Annotated in this window: 18 protein-coding genes and 2 tRNA genes; 7 read left to right on the top strand and 13 right to left on the bottom strand. The window is 61.8% G+C overall.

Annotated features, from left to right (window positions below; all coding sequences use genetic code 11):
• Nucleotides 1-38: 38 nt before the first annotated feature.
• Nucleotides 39-2,399, bottom strand: coding sequence for a DNA polymerase II (locus ACF8SD_RS06580; RefSeq protein WP_392484116.1), 2,361 nt, complete (start codon nt 2,397-2,399; stop codon nt 39-41).
• 106 nt (nt 2,400-2,505) lie between these two features.
• Entirely contained in the window at nt 2,506-4,614 is a 2,109-nt protein-coding gene (locus ACF8SD_RS06575) for a TonB-dependent receptor family protein (protein ID WP_392484115.1), read from the bottom strand.
• A gap of 152 nt (nt 4,615-4,766) precedes the next feature.
• On the opposite strand from ACF8SD_RS06575, the gene ACF8SD_RS06570 reads away from it, so the two are divergent.
• Together ACF8SD_RS06570 and ACF8SD_RS06565 are read left to right on the top strand one after the other, a co-directional pair.
• Nucleotides 4,767-5,009 carry a DUF1654 domain-containing protein gene (locus tag ACF8SD_RS06570; protein WP_054905228.1) on the top strand — a complete coding sequence of 81 codons (243 nt, stop codon included), beginning with the start codon at nt 4,767-4,769 and terminating at the stop codon, nt 5,007-5,009.
• 244 nt (nt 5,010-5,253) lie between these two features.
• Complete coding sequence (locus tag ACF8SD_RS06565) at nt 5,254-5,925, top strand: OBAP family protein (RefSeq protein WP_392484127.1); 672 nt, start codon at nt 5,254-5,256, stop codon at nt 5,923-5,925.
• A gap of 71 nt (nt 5,926-5,996) precedes the next feature.
• Here the strand turns inward: ACF8SD_RS06565 and ACF8SD_RS06560 are convergent, their stop codons facing one another.
• The 7 genes from ACF8SD_RS06560 to ACF8SD_RS06530 all read right to left on the bottom strand — a co-directional run bounded on the left by ACF8SD_RS06560 (nt 5,997) and on the right by ACF8SD_RS06530 (nt 9,290).
• Nucleotides 5,997-6,287 (bottom strand): hypothetical protein, encoded by a 291-nt coding sequence (locus ACF8SD_RS06560; RefSeq protein ID WP_173888476.1) that lies wholly within the window; start codon nt 6,285-6,287, stop codon nt 5,997-5,999.
• Nucleotides 6,288-6,462: 175 nt separating this feature from the next.
• A complete protein-coding gene (locus ACF8SD_RS06555; RefSeq protein ID WP_173888474.1) occupies nt 6,463-6,693 on the bottom strand; it encodes a hypothetical protein in 231 nt (76 codons plus the stop codon).
• A gap of 12 nt (nt 6,694-6,705) precedes the next feature.
• Nucleotides 6,706-7,587 carry a manganese catalase family protein gene (locus tag ACF8SD_RS06550; protein WP_392484114.1) on the bottom strand — a complete coding sequence of 294 codons (882 nt, stop codon included), beginning with the start codon at nt 7,585-7,587 and terminating at the stop codon, nt 6,706-6,708.
• A gap of 168 nt (nt 7,588-7,755) precedes the next feature.
• Entirely contained in the window at nt 7,756-8,181 is a 426-nt protein-coding gene (locus ACF8SD_RS06545) for a GTP pyrophosphokinase (RefSeq protein ID WP_392484113.1), read from the bottom strand.
• A 98-nt stretch (nt 8,182-8,279) separates the two neighbouring features.
• Nucleotides 8,280-8,849 carry an SPOR domain-containing protein gene (locus tag ACF8SD_RS06540; RefSeq protein WP_173888468.1) on the bottom strand — a complete coding sequence of 190 codons (570 nt, stop codon included), beginning with the start codon at nt 8,847-8,849 and terminating at the stop codon, nt 8,280-8,282.
• 132 nt (nt 8,850-8,981) lie between these two features.
• Nucleotides 8,982-9,058 (bottom strand) — tRNA-Val (locus ACF8SD_RS06535).
• Nucleotides 9,059-9,213: 155 nt separating this feature from the next.
• Nucleotides 9,214-9,290 (bottom strand) — tRNA-Val (locus ACF8SD_RS06530).
• Between the two features lie 201 nt (nt 9,291-9,491).
• Between ACF8SD_RS06530 and ACF8SD_RS06525 the strand changes: the two genes are divergently transcribed.
• The gene (locus ACF8SD_RS06525; RefSeq protein ID WP_009682777.1) at nt 9,492-10,775 is read left to right on the top strand and encodes an FAD-binding oxidoreductase; all 1,284 of its coding nucleotides are present in this window, start codon (nt 9,492-9,494) and stop codon (nt 10,773-10,775) included.
• 113 nt (nt 10,776-10,888) lie between these two features.
• Here ACF8SD_RS06525 and ACF8SD_RS06520 read toward each other — a convergent pair whose 3' ends face one another.
• Nucleotides 10,889-11,623 carry a peptidase C39 family protein gene (locus tag ACF8SD_RS06520; RefSeq protein WP_392484112.1) on the bottom strand — a complete coding sequence of 245 codons (735 nt, stop codon included), beginning with the start codon at nt 11,621-11,623 and terminating at the stop codon, nt 10,889-10,891.
• 166 nt (nt 11,624-11,789) lie between these two features.
• Between ACF8SD_RS06520 and ACF8SD_RS06515 the strand changes: the two genes are divergently transcribed.
• Nucleotides 11,790-11,969, top strand: coding sequence for a hypothetical protein (locus ACF8SD_RS06515; protein WP_392484111.1), 180 nt, complete (start codon nt 11,790-11,792; stop codon nt 11,967-11,969).
• Between the two features lie 51 nt (nt 11,970-12,020).
• On the opposite strand, the gene ACF8SD_RS06510 is transcribed toward ACF8SD_RS06515, so the two are convergent.
• Both ACF8SD_RS06510 and ACF8SD_RS06505 read right to left on the bottom strand, forming a co-directional pair.
• The gene (locus ACF8SD_RS06510) at nt 12,021-12,773 is read right to left on the bottom strand and encodes a TerC family protein (protein ID WP_054905234.1); all 753 of its coding nucleotides are present in this window, start codon (nt 12,771-12,773) and stop codon (nt 12,021-12,023) included.
• Nucleotides 12,774-12,801: 28 nt separating this feature from the next.
• A complete protein-coding gene (locus ACF8SD_RS06505) occupies nt 12,802-13,041 on the bottom strand; it encodes a hypothetical protein (protein WP_054905235.1) in 240 nt (79 codons plus the stop codon).
• Nucleotides 13,042-13,174: 133 nt separating this feature from the next.
• On the opposite strand from ACF8SD_RS06505, the gene nhaR reads away from it, so the two are divergent.
• The 3 genes from nhaR to ACF8SD_RS06490 all read left to right on the top strand — a co-directional run bounded on the left by nhaR (nt 13,175) and on the right by ACF8SD_RS06490 (nt 16,170).
• On the top strand, nt 13,175-14,068 hold the full coding sequence (gene nhaR / locus ACF8SD_RS06500) for a transcriptional activator NhaR (RefSeq protein ID WP_173888463.1): 894 nt from the start codon (nt 13,175-13,177) through the stop codon (nt 14,066-14,068).
• Nucleotides 14,069-14,195: 127 nt separating this feature from the next.
• Complete coding sequence (gene sstT, locus ACF8SD_RS06495; protein ID WP_173888461.1) at nt 14,196-15,407, top strand: serine/threonine transporter SstT; 1,212 nt, start codon at nt 14,196-14,198, stop codon at nt 15,405-15,407.
• Between the two features lie 115 nt (nt 15,408-15,522).
• Nucleotides 15,523-16,170 carry a YceH family protein gene (locus tag ACF8SD_RS06490; RefSeq protein ID WP_173888459.1) on the top strand — a complete coding sequence of 216 codons (648 nt, stop codon included), beginning with the start codon at nt 15,523-15,525 and terminating at the stop codon, nt 16,168-16,170.
• A gap of 4 nt (nt 16,171-16,174) precedes the next feature.
• Here the strand turns inward: ACF8SD_RS06490 and ACF8SD_RS06485 are convergent, their stop codons facing one another.
• Nucleotides 16,175-16,363, bottom strand: coding sequence for a hypothetical protein (locus tag ACF8SD_RS06485; protein ID WP_041166543.1), 189 nt, complete (start codon nt 16,361-16,363; stop codon nt 16,175-16,177).
• Between the last annotated feature and the right edge of the window lie 475 nt (nt 16,364-16,838).

The following is a 16,838-nucleotide window of genomic DNA, read 5'->3' as shown; positions in this document are numbered from 1 at the left end:
GTTCAGGGCACGCCGACGGCTAGCTATCTACTACCCGTTCAGAACAGCAGCAGTTGATGGTCGATCAGCCGCGCGAAGTCGTCGCCGACAAAAGGCAGGATGGCATCAGCCACCGGCTGCAACTGCCGGCTGATGTAATGATCATGGTCGATGGGGGCTTGCAGGTTTTCCAGCGGCTCTGGGCCTGCGGTGGTGATCACATAGCTGATCCAGCCGCCGCGCTGGTACTGCAGCGGGCGGCCCAGGCGCTTGTTGTAGTCGTCGGCCAGGCGTGCGGCGCGCACATGGGGCGGCACGTTGCGCTGATAGTCGGCCAGTGGCCGCCGCAAGCGCTTGCGATAGACCAGCAGCTCGTCGTTTTCACCCGCCAGCGTGCGCTGTACATAGTCACACAGGTAATCACGGTACGGCTCACCACGAAACACGCGTGCGTAGAGTTCCTGCTGAAACTGCCGAGCCAGCGGTGACCAGTCGGTGCGCACCGATTCCAGGCCCTTGAACACCATTTCTTCAGTGCCATCAGGCCGCTGCCTGAGCCCGGCATAACGTTTCTTGCTGCCCTCGTCGGTACCACGGATGGTGGGCATCAGGAAACGCCGGTAATGCACCTCGAACTGAAGTTCGAGGGCGCAGTCCAGGTTCATGCTTTCGCGCAGGTGTGTTTGCCACCATTGGTTGACCCCGGCCACCAGCTCGCGACCGATGCGCACCGCGTCTTCCTCGACATGGGCGCCCTTGAGCCAGACGAAGGTGGAGTCGGTATCGCCATAGATCACGTCGAACCCCCGGGCCTCGATCAGCGCCCGGGTCTGGTGCATGATCTGGTGCCCACGCAAAGTGATGGACGAGGCCAGCCGGGGGTCGAAGAAGCGGCAACCGCTGGAACCCAGCACACCGTAGAACGCGTTCATGATGATCTTCAGTGCCTGGGACAACGGCGAGTTACCCTCGCGTTTGGCCGCCTCCCTGCCCTGCCACACACGCTCGACGATGGCTGGCAGGCAATGCTGGCTGCGGGAAAACCGCCCGCCACGAAAACCCTCCACCGAGTGGTCATCGTCAGGACGGTGCAAGCCTTCCACCAGGCCCACCGGGTCGATCAGGAAGGTACGAATGATTGAGGGGTACAGGCTTTTGTAATCCAGGACCAGCACCGAGTCGTACAAACCAGGGCGCGAGTCCATCACGAAGCCGCCGGGGCTGGCTTCGTCCGGGCGGCTGCCCAGGTTGGGCGCCACGTACCCCAGGCGGTGCATATGCGGTATGTACAAATGGCAAAACGCGGCGACCGACCCGCCGCTGCGGTCCACCGCCAGGCCGGTAACCGATGAGCGCTCCAGCAGGAACTCAAGCAGGCGGGTGTGGGCGAAGATCCGCGTCACCAGTTCACAGTCCTTCAGGTTGTATCGCGCCAGGGCCGGTTTGTCTTCGGCGAAGCGCCGGTTGATTTCGTCCATGCGCTGGTAGGGTGTGTCGATGGCTTTGCCTTCGCCGAGCAGCGTCTGGGCGACGTTTTCGAGGCTGAACGACGGGAAACTCCAGGTAGCCGAGCGCAGCGCCTCGATGCCATCGATCAACAACCGCCCCGGGGCGTCGGCGAATACGTGGCCACCGCCGCCCTGGCTTCGCAAGGTCATGGCTGCGCCTCTACGCCCCAAGGCAAGCGCTACCTGCAACGCCTTGGCGTGCTCATGCAGCACGCGCAGGTCGAACTGGATCAGGTTCCAGCCAATGATCGCGTCGGGGTCGTGCCGCGCCATCCACCGGTTCAGGCACACCAGCAGCTCGGCGCGGTCGGCGCAGTAGTGCAGATCGAAGTCCACCCCCGCTGGATCGCCGTTGGGTTTGCCTAGCATGTACACCTGACGCTGGCCACAGCCCTCCAGGGCGATGCTGTACAACTCCCCACGTTCGCTGGTTTCGATGTCCAGCGACACCAGGCGCAGCGGTGGGCGGTAACCTGCCAGCGGCCTGAGCTGAGCTTCGCAGAGCACGCCCTGTGCATCAGGCTTGCCGGTGAACTGCACGGGGGCGGTGATGAAGCGCTCCATCAGGTAGCGTTCGGGCGGGCGGATGTCGGCTTCGAAAATGTCGATGCCGGCGTTGCGCAGGCGTTGCTCCAGTTGCATCAGCTGCCGGTGCTGGCGGCAATACAGCCCCATGACCGGGCGCTGCTCGAAGTCCTTCAACTGCAAGGGCTTGAGCTGTACACCTGGCTCTTTGGCCAACAACACCCGGGCATGTTCAGCCTGCGCCAGCGGGATGAAAGCCACCGAGTCCTGAGGGGCAAGCCGCAATTGCCGGGGCCCCTGATCGGTAGCCAGCCAGAATTCCACGCAGGTCCCTTCGGGCGTGTCATGCCAATGCCGGGTCAGGACGAAGCCCTGCTGCAATTCCACCGCATCTACCTCTGAAGCGTATGATAAGGCGCCGATTCTACCGCTACCGGCACTGCCAGCGGTGGCTGGGCTGCCCCTGCAGGCGCAACCCAGCCCATGCAGCCCGTCACTGGAACCGGTACGCCAAGCCCGCCCCCGCATACCATGAGCGCCCAGGCGCGGCCTCGTAGTAGCGCCCGTTGCTGTCGCCGACGATCACCGACCCCACATATTGCCGGTCGAACAGGTTGTCCAGGCGCACCAGCTGGTGGAATGTCCACGGGCCGACATGCTGCTCGAAGCGCGTACGCCAGTTGAACACGGCATAGGCCGGCGCCGCCTTGGCAGTGTTGCTGTCGTCGACATACACCTTGCTGCGGTACTGCCCTTCCAGGCCCATGCTGACCGCCGCCACCGGCTTCCATAGCAGCTCGCCATACAGGTTGTCCTGGGGCACACCTGGCAGGCGGTTGCCACGTGCAATGGTCTGGCTGACGTTTGCGGCATAGCGCGCATCGGTGCGGGTATACACCACACTGGCCTGCCACTGGTCGCTCCAATCCTGCTGCAGGCGGGCCTCGAAGCCACGCCGGAGGGTACGCCCAGCATTGCGATAGCTGGTTCGGCCGTCCGTCGCACGGTCCACGACAATTTCGTCGTCGGTATGGATCTCATAAACGGCGGCATCCAGCCGCGTGCGCTCGCTCAGCCGGTACTTAAGGCCCGTTTCATACTGCATGCTGGTGGCAGGCTTGAGCCCGAAGTTGAAGCCTTCGTCCGCGCCCGGTGCATAGGCCATCTCGGCCTGCGTGGGGGTTTCGAAGCCTTTGCCGACACTCACGTAACCACGCAGATCAGGGGTGAAGGCGTACATCACAGACAGTGAAGGGGTAGCTTGCTGATACCGTTTGGAGCCGCTGGCGTCACCGTTGGCCAGGTAATGGTCATCGACACGCATGTTCATGCTGCTGTAGCGCAGCCCCAGCTCGCTGGTCCAGTTACCGATTTCCCAGTGCGCCTGCAGGTAAGGGTCCAGGCTGGTGGCGGTGTCCTGCTCGTCACGTCGCAACTCGCCTTTCACACCCAGCTGGTCAGCGCTGAAGTTCTGGTAGCCACGGCGGTCATCCTTGCTCTGGTCGTAATCGGCGCCAAGGGTCAGGGTAAGATTGCCGGGCACCTGGGCAACCGGCTGGATCCAGCGCAGCGTACCGCCCTGGAACTGCCGATCGAAGTCGACCACACCACCCCCGCGCTGGCTGTTCGAGACCACCGTCTTGGGGATGGACAGGTACTGCACCACCCGGCGCTGCCCGGCGTACAGGTTCAGCTGCAACGTGGCGTCACCCACGTAGCGCTCATAGTTCATGCCCAACTGCTGGTGGTCGATGCTCTTGCGCGTGTCATAGGTTTGCGCCACTGCCGCGCTGGAGCGCGGGTCGTGCTTGTAGGCTTCCCAGGTCTGCCCTAGTGGGTCCTGGGTGCCGTTCTGTTCCAGGCTGCTGTAGATCAGCGCCAGGCGCGATTCGCTATCCGGCTTGAAATGGACCTTGGCGAAGGTCTGGTCACGGCGCGCCGCGCTGTGGTCACGGTAGCCGTCGGTGTCCATGCGCGACGCATCCAGCAGGAAACCGGCCGTGTCGTTACCGCCCTCGGCGGACAGGTGGTTCTTGTTGAAACCGTCGCTGCCGAAGGTGGTTTCGGCACCTACCTGGGCAGGGCCCTGGCCGTCACGGCTGAACATCTGGATAACCCCACCGGCGTTGCTGCCGTACAGGGTAGCGGCCGGGCCGCGCAACACCTCGATGCGCTCGGCCACATCCAGGTTGAGCGTGGCCGCTTGCCCTTGACCGTCGGGAGTACTGGCCGGGATCCCATCGCTGATCAGCTTGATGCCCCGCACCCCGAAGGCCGAGCGGGCGCCGTAGCCTCGCGAAGAAACCTGCAGATCCTGGGCGTAGTTTTGGCGGTTCTGCACCACCAGCCCTGGCACCTTGCTCAGCACTTCCGACAGGTTGACGCCCAACTGGCCGTCAGTGCCACGGGACAAGTCGATGGTATCGACCGAGAACGGCAGGTCGAACGTACGGGTGGGCAGGTAGGCACCGCTCACCACCAGCGGCTCGATCACCACGGCAGTGGGTGCATCGGCCCAGGCATCGTCAAGCGCACTAAAGTCGCCTGCAATCAGCAGGACCAGGCCTGTAGAGGTAGGAAAACGAGAAAGAAATCGATACATGCGCAGCTTCCGAAAATGGCCGCCATTACACCAGACCCGCACCGACAGTGCGAACCCTCTGGCCAGCCTCGCCGGATTTTCCCTGACAAGCTGTTGCGAAATTGCTTACGCTGAAATACTGTACGCACATACAGCAAAACAAGGATATTCCTGTGTCCAGCACCGCCTCCGCTACCCCAAGCAGCTACGTTCAGCTGGGTGTTCGCATCCAGAAGATCATCAACAGCCCCACCGCCCAACGCAGCCGCGCGGCGCTGATCTTCCGCCTGGAACAGGAGAGCCCGGACGACTGGGAAACCTTGCTCGAGGAAATCGCCGAGAACGACAACGTCACCCTCGCCCACCGTGATGATGGCGGCGTGCAGATTTTCTGGACGGTGCCGAAGGAAGACTGACCACGCGTGGGCGTTGCCACTTCAGGTACGTTTCAGGAGGCGTAGGGCCATTCGTCCGTTGAACTGTACGCATCCCGGAGCATGGCGGTCTTTCAAGAACACCAGCCAGGGCAATCCTCTTATGCAACAGCAACTTTCAATTTTCTCCATGGCCGTGAGCTGCAGCCTCTTGTGGGCCTGCTCTACCCCCGAAACCAGATCGCCAGTGGAAACACCCGGCAGACCCGAATCAGCAATGACTCAACTGCTGGAAGCCGGCGCAGCAACGCTGCAATCCAAGCCGCCGATCGAGGCGATCAACGCCTACCTGGATGGCTTTCACTTCTACAACGGCCACCCCGATGTCCAGATGGAGGCACATCATTACTGCAGTATCCTCAACGAAGATGTCATCCAGTGCGTCATTTTCGATGGTAATGGCAAGGCAGCGAAGATCATGGGCGTCGAGTACATCATCGATGAGGCGCTGTTTGCGGGGCTGCCGGCCAAGGAAAAGGCCATGTGGCACAGCCACGGGTATGAGGTCTCGTCTGGCCAGTTGATCGCTCCCGGCATCCCTGCAGCCGCGGAGCACGCCCTGATGAAACGACTGGCCCATACCTATGGGAAAACATGGCACACCTGGCATACCGATCAAGACAAAGCCCTACCGGTGGGCGTCCCGCAACTGATGATGGGTTTCACTGCCGACGGCCAGGCGAACGCGACGATGGTCCGACAGCGAAATGGGCGTTTGGGGGTGGATACGGCAACGACCAAAGCTCAGCGCGCCGATATCCGCATCCCCAAAGCGGATCCCCAAGCGGATGGCTGGCAACACGGCAACGTCATCCAACTCACCGACCCCACAGGTGCTCATCTGCATCGATCTGCAACACCGACGCCAGCAGGCAGCAACAGCCGCTCGAGCAAATAACTGTTTGCGTGGTTTGGACGCAGCGTTGATTGGGCGACCGAACTGGCGGGTGGTCAACCGTTGCCTTTGCGCTAAGCCACCCGTTTGACGCCATGGCCCTTATCCGTGGCCAATCCCCTTGCCCGACTGATGCCCCAGGCCAACGCTCGGGTCATTGATTCACCGGGGCGAGCTTCGAAAGCTTCTTCATGCAGCGCCATTCCCGATGCTGCGTACACCCCGATGAACAGCTGCGTCTGGCCTGTGCGCGAGAGCCTGACCTGAATATCTAGGCTGGTGCCGTTGTCGAGCTGCTCGTCATGGGTGCGATGATGAAGCACTGGATCGGCCCAATTCCAAAAAACATCACCACGAATACGCATGCCGCCCTCCTACGACTTTAGTCTTATATGGGACTTTAACCATAGCAAAGCGGGACGGCAGTTCAATGTCAGAGGTATGACTAATGAAGGGTATCGGACAACTGGCCCATGGTCCGATACCCTTTTTTCCTCGACAAGTTCCCTGACATATTGTCCTGACGCTTGAAAGCACGAATCACTGCAGGATGTTGCCGACCAAACCCGCACGCACTGACCCGGGCGGTAACGCCATGGGTAGGTCATTAGGCAGCACCGCCCCCACGCCGAACACACTTATGGCCATTTTTACTCGAAGGGCGCGCCGCGCGAGGCGCGAGTCGGCCTCAAAGCCGGCCAACGCAATTTTCATCGAACGTTCGAATCCTGATTCGGCTGGGATCTTGTCCTCTCTTCGTAACGCGTTCATGGAACACTCCCTTTATTCGCCTTTGCCGTTGACCAGACCCGATCCGAGGTCTGCACCTGTGACTGGGTCGCTGGCGGGATCGGACGCCGTTCGCAGTTTCATGGCCTCCAGTGCCGCAAGGTCGGAAGCGGACAGGTCCACCGAGGCGCTGCCATCGCCACCATCCACGGCAGCCGAAGGATTCTCGACATACTCCCATTCTTCCCCTTCATTCCAGGGGCCCCTCACGTTCGGCTCGCCGGACATGTTGAAATAGGTGTTAGTGAACTCCGGCATTCCCGGAAGCTTGCCCTGAGGGAAGTTGGGCTGAATGGCGTGCAACGCTTTCTCGAAAGAAAGCTGGTGAGCGATTTCGCGAGTCATCAAGAACCCAAGCGCCTCTTTCACACCAGGATCATCCGTCACGTTCATCAGGCGCTCGTATACAATCTTGGCCCGTGCTTCAGCGGCGATATTGGAGCGGAAGTCCGCAGTAGGTTCGCCGATGGTGTCCACATAAGCGGCACTCCATGGGACCCCCGCCGAATTGGTGAGCGGAGCGCCGGCACCGTATAGGATGCAGGTGATATGTGAATCATTACCCGCGCCATTAATCGCTCTGTACAGCGCCCCTTCTTCTTCGACGCCTTCAGCAAGCCGGCCTTTGGCACCTTTGTTGAGCATCACGATGATGGAACCGACAATCTCCAGGTGGCTTAATTCTTCGGTCGCGATATCCATGAGCAGGTCTTTGCGGCCTGGATCCTCTTCAGCCAGCGCCTGGGTGAAGTAGCGGCTAGCTGCGGCCAGTTCGCCCTGGGCGCCGCCGAATTGCTCCAGTAGCAAATTTGCCAAGCCTGGATTGGGCTGTGCAACACGCACCGTGTATTGAAGTCGTTTGTTATGGATAAACATAGGAAATCTCCAACGGTTAACCAGGACGCAAAGACGTCCTGTGTCAATCGTGTGAGTTGCAATGCTTGGCGCCGGTGCGACCTCGCGTACCCTTGGCAAGACGAATGGCGCTATTGGCAAAGTTCAGAAATTCAGTTTGAACCCTGGTAGGCAAATTATCAGTGCCCTTCAATTGAGTGCCTGCAGATAAGCGCTGGCTTCCTGATAGCGGGCGAGCCGCGCCCTATCAGCGGGGCCTGGGCAGGGGATACGCGAAAGATCGCTATTGTCGGCCAGGTCAGCCAGTTTGACCGTGCGCGCCAGCGGGTCGTCGCCCAGGCGAACGACAAAGTCCTGATAAGCTTCACCCTCACGCCGGCTGAGCGCCAGCAGGGCTGCCAGAATCTTCAGCGCGAAGCCCTCCTTCGCCAGGTCGGAGAGGGTCAGCGGGGTATCCTCGATCACATCGTGAAGCACCGCAACAATGCGCTGTTCCGGTGTGGCAACCCGCAGCATCACGCGTAGCGGGTGAAGGATATACGCCGCCCCACCCTTGTCGTATTGCCCTTCATGCGCCCTGGCGGCCACGGCTATGGCCCGCTCCAGTGTCGACATCCGGCGCCCCCCATTTCAGCCTCTCCCTACCCAAGCATAGCCAATGCTGCGCGGAAGGTGCCTATCATGCGCCATGGGGAGCGTTAGCCGCGCAGGGGTCAGCGCGCTGCGCCGTGCTGGATGACCACCGAGTCGGTGCCCAGTTTGGCCATGACTTCGTCGCGGCGGGCCTGCGCCTCTTCGCGAGTAGGGAACGGCCCCATCAGCACCACCGGCTTGCCATTGCGGTATTCCACCGACGACGGGATGCCCTTTTCGATCAAGCGGGCCGTCATGTCGCTGAGCGCGCCCATGTTGGCGCCCTGCACCACCTCGACATCCCAGCCTTCGGGTGCCGGCTGGTCGGCCAGCGCTTCGGCACGACGCTGCAGGTCGGCACCGCCGCACAGTTCGCGGATACGCAGGTTGTTGCCGGTCTCGTCCACGATAATGTCGTACTGGCCATCGCGCTTGAACGCCACGTAGCTGCGGTAGGCCTCGTACTGCCCGGCATCGTCCTTGCCACGGACCTGGCCGCAGATGGTGCCTTGGGTGTCGATCCGCACGTTGCCGAACTTGGCCGTCTTGGGGTTGTGCAAGTGTTCAGCCACCTGCTTGTGCACGCCCTCGACCTCGTTCTCACAGCCCGCCAGGGCGAGCACTGCCATTACCACAGCCAGTTTACGCACGCGTGTACCTCCAGTTTCGAAGGGGCGGATTCTAGCATGCTGCGCGCTGGCCGAAGCGTGACCAAAGGTTACAGGCTGCTTCACGCGCACATGCAAAAAGGGCGATCATTGCTGATCGCCCTTTCTGGAGTTTGGTAGGCACAATTGGACTCGAACCAACGACCCCCACCATGTCAAGGTGGTGCTCTAACCAACTGAGCTATGTGCCTGTCGTGTGGTGCGCATCTTAGTGATCAAGTGCGCACCTGTAAAGCGTTTTTTTCAGAAAAATCAAAAACTTTCGCAGTTTCCCGGTGTTGCAGCCAACCGCCGGAAAAACCAATGAAAAAAGGGGTGACCCTTGCGGATCACCCCTTCTTCGATTTGGTAGGCACAATTGGACTCGAACCAACGACCCCCACCATGTCAAGGTGGTGCTCTAACCAACTGAGCTATGTGCCTGTCGTGTGGTGCGCATTCTACGCAATTGGAAAAGCCTGTCAACACTTTTTTTCGCGCTAAGCTACTGAATCTAAACCTCTTTATAGAGAAGGGTCGCTTGCGACTGTGTGAGGGATTTTCAACAGACGACTAGCGGGTGTTTATTATTATTGATAGCATCGCTACATTCGTTAAAAATATAAAACACGAGGTTCCTGCAGCATGGCTAACACCCCCTACCCCCAGTCCTACTACGCCGCCTCGGCCAACCCGGTGCCGCCACGTCCGGCGCTGCAGGGTGAGGTGGAAACCGATGTATGCATCATCGGCGCCGGCTACACCGGCCTGTCCAGCGCCCTGTTCCTGCTGGAGAACGGGTTCAAGGTGAGCATCGTCGAAGCCGCCAAGGTCGGCTTCGGTGCCTCGGGCCGCAACGGTGGCCAGATCGTCAACAGCTACAGCCGCGACATCGACGTGATCGAACGCACCGTGGGCCCTAAACAGGCCCAGCTGCTGGGCCACATGGCCTTCGAAGGTGGGCGTATCATTCGTGAGCGCGTGGCCAAGTACAACATCCAGTGCGACCTGAAGGACGGCGGCGTTTTCGCCGCGCTCACCAGCAAGCAGATGGGCCACCTGGAATCGCAAAAGCGCCTTTGGGAGCGTTTCGGCCACAACCAACTGGAGCTGATGGACCAGAAGCGCATCCGCGAGGTGGTGGCGTGCGACAGCTACGTCGGCGGCATGCTCGACATGAGCGGCGGTCACATCCACCCGCTGAACCTGGCGCTGGGCGAAGCTGCAGCGGTCGAGTCGCTGGGCGGCATTATCTATGAGCAAACCCCGGCCGTGCGCATCGAGCGCGGCGCCAACCCCGTGGTGCATACCCCACAGGGCAAGGTCCGCGCCAAGTTCATCATCGTCGCTGGCAACGCCTACCTGGGCAACCTGGTGCCCGAGCTGGCCGCCAAATCCATGCCATGCGGCACCCAGGTGATCACCACCGAACCCCTGGGCGAAGAGCTGGCGCGCACCCTGCTGCCGCAGGACTACTGCGTCGAGGATTGCAACTACCTGCTCGACTATTACCGCCTGACCAGCGACAAACGCCTGATCTTCGGCGGTGGCGTGGTGTACGGCGCACGTGACCCGGCCAACATCGAAGCGATCATCCGCCCGAAGATGCTCAAGGCCTTCCCGCAACTGAAGAACGTAAAAATCGACTACGCCTGGACCGGCAACTTCCTGCTGACCCTGTCGCGCCTGCCACAGGTAGGTCGCATCGGCGACAACATCTATTACTCCCAGGGGTGCTCGGGCCACGGCGTGACCTATACCCACCTGGCGGGCAAGGTGCTGGCCGAAGCCCTGCGCGGCCAGGCCGAGCGTTTCGACGCTTTTGCCGGCCTGCCGCACTACCCGTTCCCAGGCGGCCAGATGCTGCGCGTGCCGTTCAGCGCTATCGGTGCTTGGTACTACAGCCTGCGCGATCGCCTGGGCTTCTGATGTAAACAGGCCTGGCCTCCTCGCGGCTGAACCCGCTCCTCCATGGCGCAGTGCGGTGCGCACACGCTCTGTGGAGGGCCGGGTCTACCCGCGAAACGCCATGCTGGGAACGATCATTTGTTCAGGCTGTTCACCGCCTGCTTCGCCGCGATTTCCTGCCCCGCCCGCGACAACTCTTCGGCCGCCTGCAACCAGCGTTGCCTATCCACTTCAGCCGGCAATTGCCGTGGCGGTTGCACCAGCACTGCCCAACTGCCCTGCTCGGCCCACGCCGAAGCAAACGCGTCGAATGCCATCATGTGCCGGCGGTGCATGCCCGAGCGCAGCAGTACCCGCTGCTTGTAGCGGTCATACCCGATCAGCACCGCATAACGCGGCTCGCCCCACCAGGGCGAACCGTCTTCGTAGCGCAAAAGGACCGGGTTGCCCGCCGCCACTTGGGTCAACAGCGCATCCAGTTGCTTGTCCAGGCGGTACACCACCATGCCGTAGTCCCGCGCCACGCGAGGGATGGTGGTGTCCAAAGCATCAGCACCCTGTGGCAGGTTCAAGGGCTTGTCCAGCAGCCCCGGGGTAATCGGCGCCCCCTGTTGCGACAACACTGCCGCCAGGGCCATGGCACCGCTATGGTTGGCGTTGCCCCGGTAGAACGGCACGCTGCTAATTTCGACCCGTTGCGGCAGGCCTTTTAGATTGGCGGGCGGCGCGCTGGCACAGCCCGCCAGGCTGGCTGCCACGATGAAAGCCGCCAGCAGCCTACGCCGGGCGCTCTTGAAGGAAGATTGCTGCATGGACACTCGCTTGTTCCAACGCCGGGCAGGCAGCGCCCAGCTCTGGCCACTGATCATAGGTCCGACGACGGCGCGGGTATAGTCCGACAGCGGCTTGGAGCGAATCGGACTCAGAGATAGACCTTTGTTCGATGGAACGTCCCAGGCAAAAGGCTAGACTAAAACAGTGTCTGGAACGCAAACGCCGGTCAATCTGGCGTTTGCCGCAGCGATGGAGGCACAGATGAGCCTGACCCTGGCAATCCTCATGCTGGTCGGCATGTGGCTGAGCGTCGCAGCCGCCATGCTATGGGGTGTACTACGTATCGTGCGGCGTCATGCACAGCACAATCAACAACCGCCGCAGGCGCTGGCCAAAACTCGGCACGTACCGCGAGCACGGCGGCCTGCGGGCGTGCACTGATCGCGAAGCATTCAGCAGCCAAACGGGGCGCAACGCGCCCCGCTGCCCCCCTCAATGCTCAGCCGCCTCACGCTTGAGCCGCGCCCTGCGTGCGAGAATGTTGAGGACCTCGATCGCGGTGGAAAACGCCATCGCCGCGTACACGTAGCCTTTGGGCACATGGGCACCGAACCCTTCGGCAATCAACGTCATACCGATCATGATCAGGAAGCCCAGGGCCAGCATCACGACGGTCGGGTTGTCGTTGATGAAATTGGCCAGCGGGTCGGCAGCGACCATCATCACGATCACGGCAGTGATCACGGCGATGATCATGATCGGCAGGTGCTCGGTCATGCCCACGGCGGTGATGATGCTGTCTACCGAGAACACGATATCCAGCAGCAGGATCTGGAAGATCGCCGCGGCGAAGCCCAGGGTCACCGTGGAACCCACCTTGGCTTCTTCCTTGGCACCGTGCGGGTCGACGTTTTCGTGAATTTCCTTGGTCGCCTTCCACAACAGGAACAGGCCACCCGCAATCAGGATCATGTCTTTCCACGAGAACGCGTTGCCGAACACTTCGAACACCGGGTCGGTCAGCTGGACGATCCAGGCCACCGTGCTGAGCAACGCCAGGCGCATGATCAGGGCCATGCTGATGCCAATGCGCCGCGCCTTGGAACGGTACGCCACCGGCAACTTGTTGGTCAGGATCGAGATGAAGATCAGGTTGTCGATGCCCAGTACGATTTCCATGGCCACCAGCGTAGCCAGGGCAATCCAGGCGGTAGGGCTAGCGGCGAGTTCCAGCAGATATTCCATTGTTCACATCCTGCAACGGCGGTTGGGGTCAGATTTCCTGGCTTTTTTCGTTCTTTTCAGCTTGCACGGGCTTCTGCCCTTCACTGCCAATGGCTTCGCTCAGCGCCTGCTGGGCCGCCTTGTTGGTGTCGTCGATGGCCTGCTTGGCCGATTGAGCAGCTTGGTCGAGCATCTGCTGGGCGGACTTCTCGGCCTGGTCGCAACCAGCCAGGGCAAATAGTGCCAGGGCCAGTACCAGCGGCGTGCCGATGGATTTCAAGTGCAGCATGGGTTCCTCGCTTGTGGTGACTTCGACGGCGCACGAGGCGCCTGATAGCGAAGGAGTCTAGACAAGCCAATACATCAGGAAAATTCGTATTTTCACCGGTTATACTTCGGGTTTTACGAATCAGGAAAACAGCGTGCTCAACTATCGCCAGTTGCACTACTTCTGGGCAGTGGCCAAGACCGGCAGCATCGCCCGCGCCAGCGAACAGCTGAACCTCACCCCGCAAACTATCAGTGGGCAGATCAGCCTGTTCGAACACACCTACGGCCTGGAGTTGTTCCAGCGTGTGGGGCGGCAGTTGGAGCTGACCGAAACCGGCCGCCAGACGCTGACCTATGCCGAACAGATGTTCCAGCTTGGTGGCGAACTGGAGGCCATGCTGCGCGCCGGGCCACAGGAGCAAATCCTGTTCCGCGTGGGCGTAGCCGATGTGGTTCCCAAGTCGATCGTCTATCGCCTGCTGGCACCGACCATGGAGCTGGAGGACGTGCTGCGTATCAATTGCCGCGAAGACAAGCTTGAACGGCTGCTCGGCGACCTGGCCATCCAGCGCCTTGACCTGGTGATTTCAGACAGCCCCATGCCCAACAACTTGGATATCAAGGGCTACAGCCAGAAGCTTGGCGAATGCGGCCTGAGTTTTTTCGCCACCCCTGCATTGGCCAAGCGCTACCCGGGGGCCTTTCCTGCGTGCTTGCAGGATGCCCCTTTGCTCATTCCCGGCCAGGAAACCGTGGTGCGCAGCCGTTTGCTGCGCTGGCTGGGCGAGCAGCAGGTACAGCCCCGCATTGTCGGCGAGTTCGACGACAGTGCGTTGATGCAGGCCTTCGGCCAGTCGGGCAGCGGCATCTTCGTTGCACCCAGTGTGATCGCCGAGGAAGTGTGCCGACAGTACGGCGTGCAACTGGTCGGGCAGACCGAGGCAGTGCATGAGTCGTTCTATGCCATTTCGGTGGAGCGCAAGGTCAAGCACCCGGGGATCGTGGCGATTACCGAGGGGGCACGGCGAGAGCTGTTCCACTGGTGACCGGGCTGGTTCACGGCCTCGCCTGCATTCGCTTGCGGGGCGGCACTGGCCGCGAAACGTGCCGGGCCGCCCGGCAAGGCTCTGTGCTAAAGTCCCGCCCTTTACAGAATCCGAGATAACGCTGCACATGACCTCTGTTTTCCGCCTCCTCAACCGTACCAGCCTGGTGACGCAGATCGTCATCGGCTTGCTCGCCGGTATCGCCCTGGCCCTGCTGGCCCCCAGCGCGGCCGGCGACCTGGCCTTCCTCGGCAAGGTTTTCGTCAGTGCCCTCAAGGCAGTGGCGCCTGTACTGGTGTTCATTCTGGTCATGGCTTCGATCGCCAATCACCGGCATGGCCAGGAAACCCACATTCGCCCGATCCTGTGGCTCTACCTGCTGGGCACCTTCGCCGCGGCATTGGTGGCCGTGATCGCCAGCATGCTGTTCCCTTCGCCATTGGTGCTCGCCACCGGCGAAGCCACGCTCAGCGCACCGGGCGGTATTGCCGAGGTCCTGCAGAACCTGTTGCTCAGCGCGGTCGACAATCCGGTCAACGCGTTGCTCAACGCCAACTTCATCGGCGTGCTGACCTGGGCCGTGGGCCTGGGCGTGGCCTTGCGCAATGCGGGCGACACCACGCGCACCGTGGTCGAGGACCTGTCCAACGGTGTCACCCTGATCGTGCGGGTAGTCATCCGCTTTGCCCCGCTGGGCATCTTCGGCCTGGTCAGCGGGACCTTGGCCCAATCCGGTCTGAACGCCTTGCTCGGCTACCTGCACCTGCTGGCAGTGCTGATCGGCAGCATGCTGTTCGTGGCGCTGGTGATGAACCCGCTGATCGTGTACTGGAAAATCCGCCGCAACCCGTTCCCGCTGACCTTGCTGTGCCTGCGCGAAAGCGGCATCACCGCGTTCTTCACCCGTAGTTCGGCGGCCAATATCCCGGTCAACCTAGCGCTGTCAGAGCGCCTTGGGCTGCATGAGGACACCTATTCGGTGTCGATCCCGCTGGGTGCGACCATCAACATGGCCGGTGCGGCGATCACCATCACCGTGCTGACGCTGGCCGCAGTGCATACATTGGGGATTGCGGTCGACCTGCCGACAGCGTTGTTGCTCAGCGTGGTGGCAGCCGTCTGTGCGTGCGGTGCCTCCGGCGTGGCAGGGGGGTCGCTGCTGCTGATTCCGCTGGCGTGCAGCCTGTTCGGCATCCCCAGCGAAATTGCCATGCAGGTGGTTGCGGTGGGCTTCATCATCGGGGTGCTGCAGGATTCGGCGGAAACCGCGCTGAACTCCTCCACCGATGTGCTGTTCACGGCCGCGGCGTGCCTGGCTGAAGAGCGGCGTAGCGCCTGATCTTCTTCGGGCTGCTGGCCGGAGCGGGTTCACCCGCTCTCACCAGCAGCCGCAATTGCCTTACACGACGGCATTACCTACCCTAGTGGCCTTTCCCCAGTAATGAGACAGGGCCATGTCAGACTACGAAACCGCCGGTGAAGGCCGCTTGAGCAGCACCGAGATCCGTGTCCTCGGCGCGTTGATCGAAAAGCAGGCCACCAGCCCGGAGAGCTACCCGCTGACCCTCAACGCCCTGGTCCTGGCCTGCAACCAGAAGACCAGCCGCGAGCCCGTCATGAACCTTACCCCAGGCCAGGTCGGCCAGGCCCTGCGCAACCTTGAAGCGCAGGGCATGACCCGCCTGCAGATGGGCAGCCGCGCCGATCGCTGGGAGCAGCGGGTGGACAAGGCCCTGGAGCTGGTACCGGCGCAACTGGTGCTGATGGGCCTGATGTTCCTGCGCGGCCCGCAGACCCTCAACGAACTGCTGACCCGCAGCAACCGCCTGCATGACTTCGACGACACCGAGCAGATCCAGCACCAGTTGGAGCGCCTGATCTCGCGCGACCTGGCCTTGCACCTGCCACGCCAGGCGGGCCAGCGCGAAGACCGTTATACCCATGCGTTGGGCGACCCGGCGCAGATCGAGGCGATTCTTGCTGCACGTCAGCAGGAGGGCGGCCAGCGCAGCAGTGGCAGCAGCGTGTCGCAGGAGCGTATCGAAGCGCTTGAAGCCCGCATCGCAGCGCTGGAAGCGCGCCTGGCAGACCTGGAAGGCTAGGCGGTCACGGCTCGGGGTCGGGGAAGTTGCGGCAGCTTTTGCGCTCGGCCAGCTCCCGGTCGCTGGGGCGCTGGTCGACGAATACGGTGCGACCGTCGGCGTAGATTTCCAGGTAACCCCAATGCAGGTCCTGCTCCTTCTGGCCGGGCTTGGGCGGGACTAGCCACCAGGGTTCGCGGCTGATCAGCGTCATGATACGGCTTCCTGAGGGTGGATGCCGTAAGCATAGACAGCCTGGGGTTGATGCCTGCGAGTGCCGGCCCTTTGGCGGCTAAAGCCGCTTGTGACCACCGGCGCAGCCGGTGCCAGACACCGCGTCGCCTGCTTCGCGGGCAAGCCCGCTCCCACAATGAATCGCGCAGGCTTTTCAAAATTTGAGAAAGACAGTTGCTCCGCCTTCGGTGCGACTCAATGCGATGCTCAGGGCTCGCGAGCCTTGGCTGGATCTGGTGTTGCCTCAGCCGAAGAGGGTGTAGATCAACAGCCAAAATGCAGGACTCGAAGATCACACGATTCCTGTGGGAGCGGGCGTGCCCGCGAACACCGGCGCAGCCGGTGCCAGACACCGCGTCGCCTGCTTCGCGGGCAAGCCCGCTCCCACTATGAATCGCGCAGGCTTTTCAAAATTTGAGAAAGACAGCGCTCCGCCTTCGAAGACAGGGCCAGCC

The organism is Pseudomonas sp. CJQ_9, from assembly GCF_043106615.1.
In the GTDB taxonomy this organism is placed as follows: Bacteria; Pseudomonadota; Gammaproteobacteria; order Pseudomonadales; family Pseudomonadaceae; genus Aquipseudomonas; species Aquipseudomonas juntendi.
The sequence above is the reverse complement of the archived record's forward strand: the minus strand, read 5'-3'. Positions and strand labels throughout refer to the sequence as shown.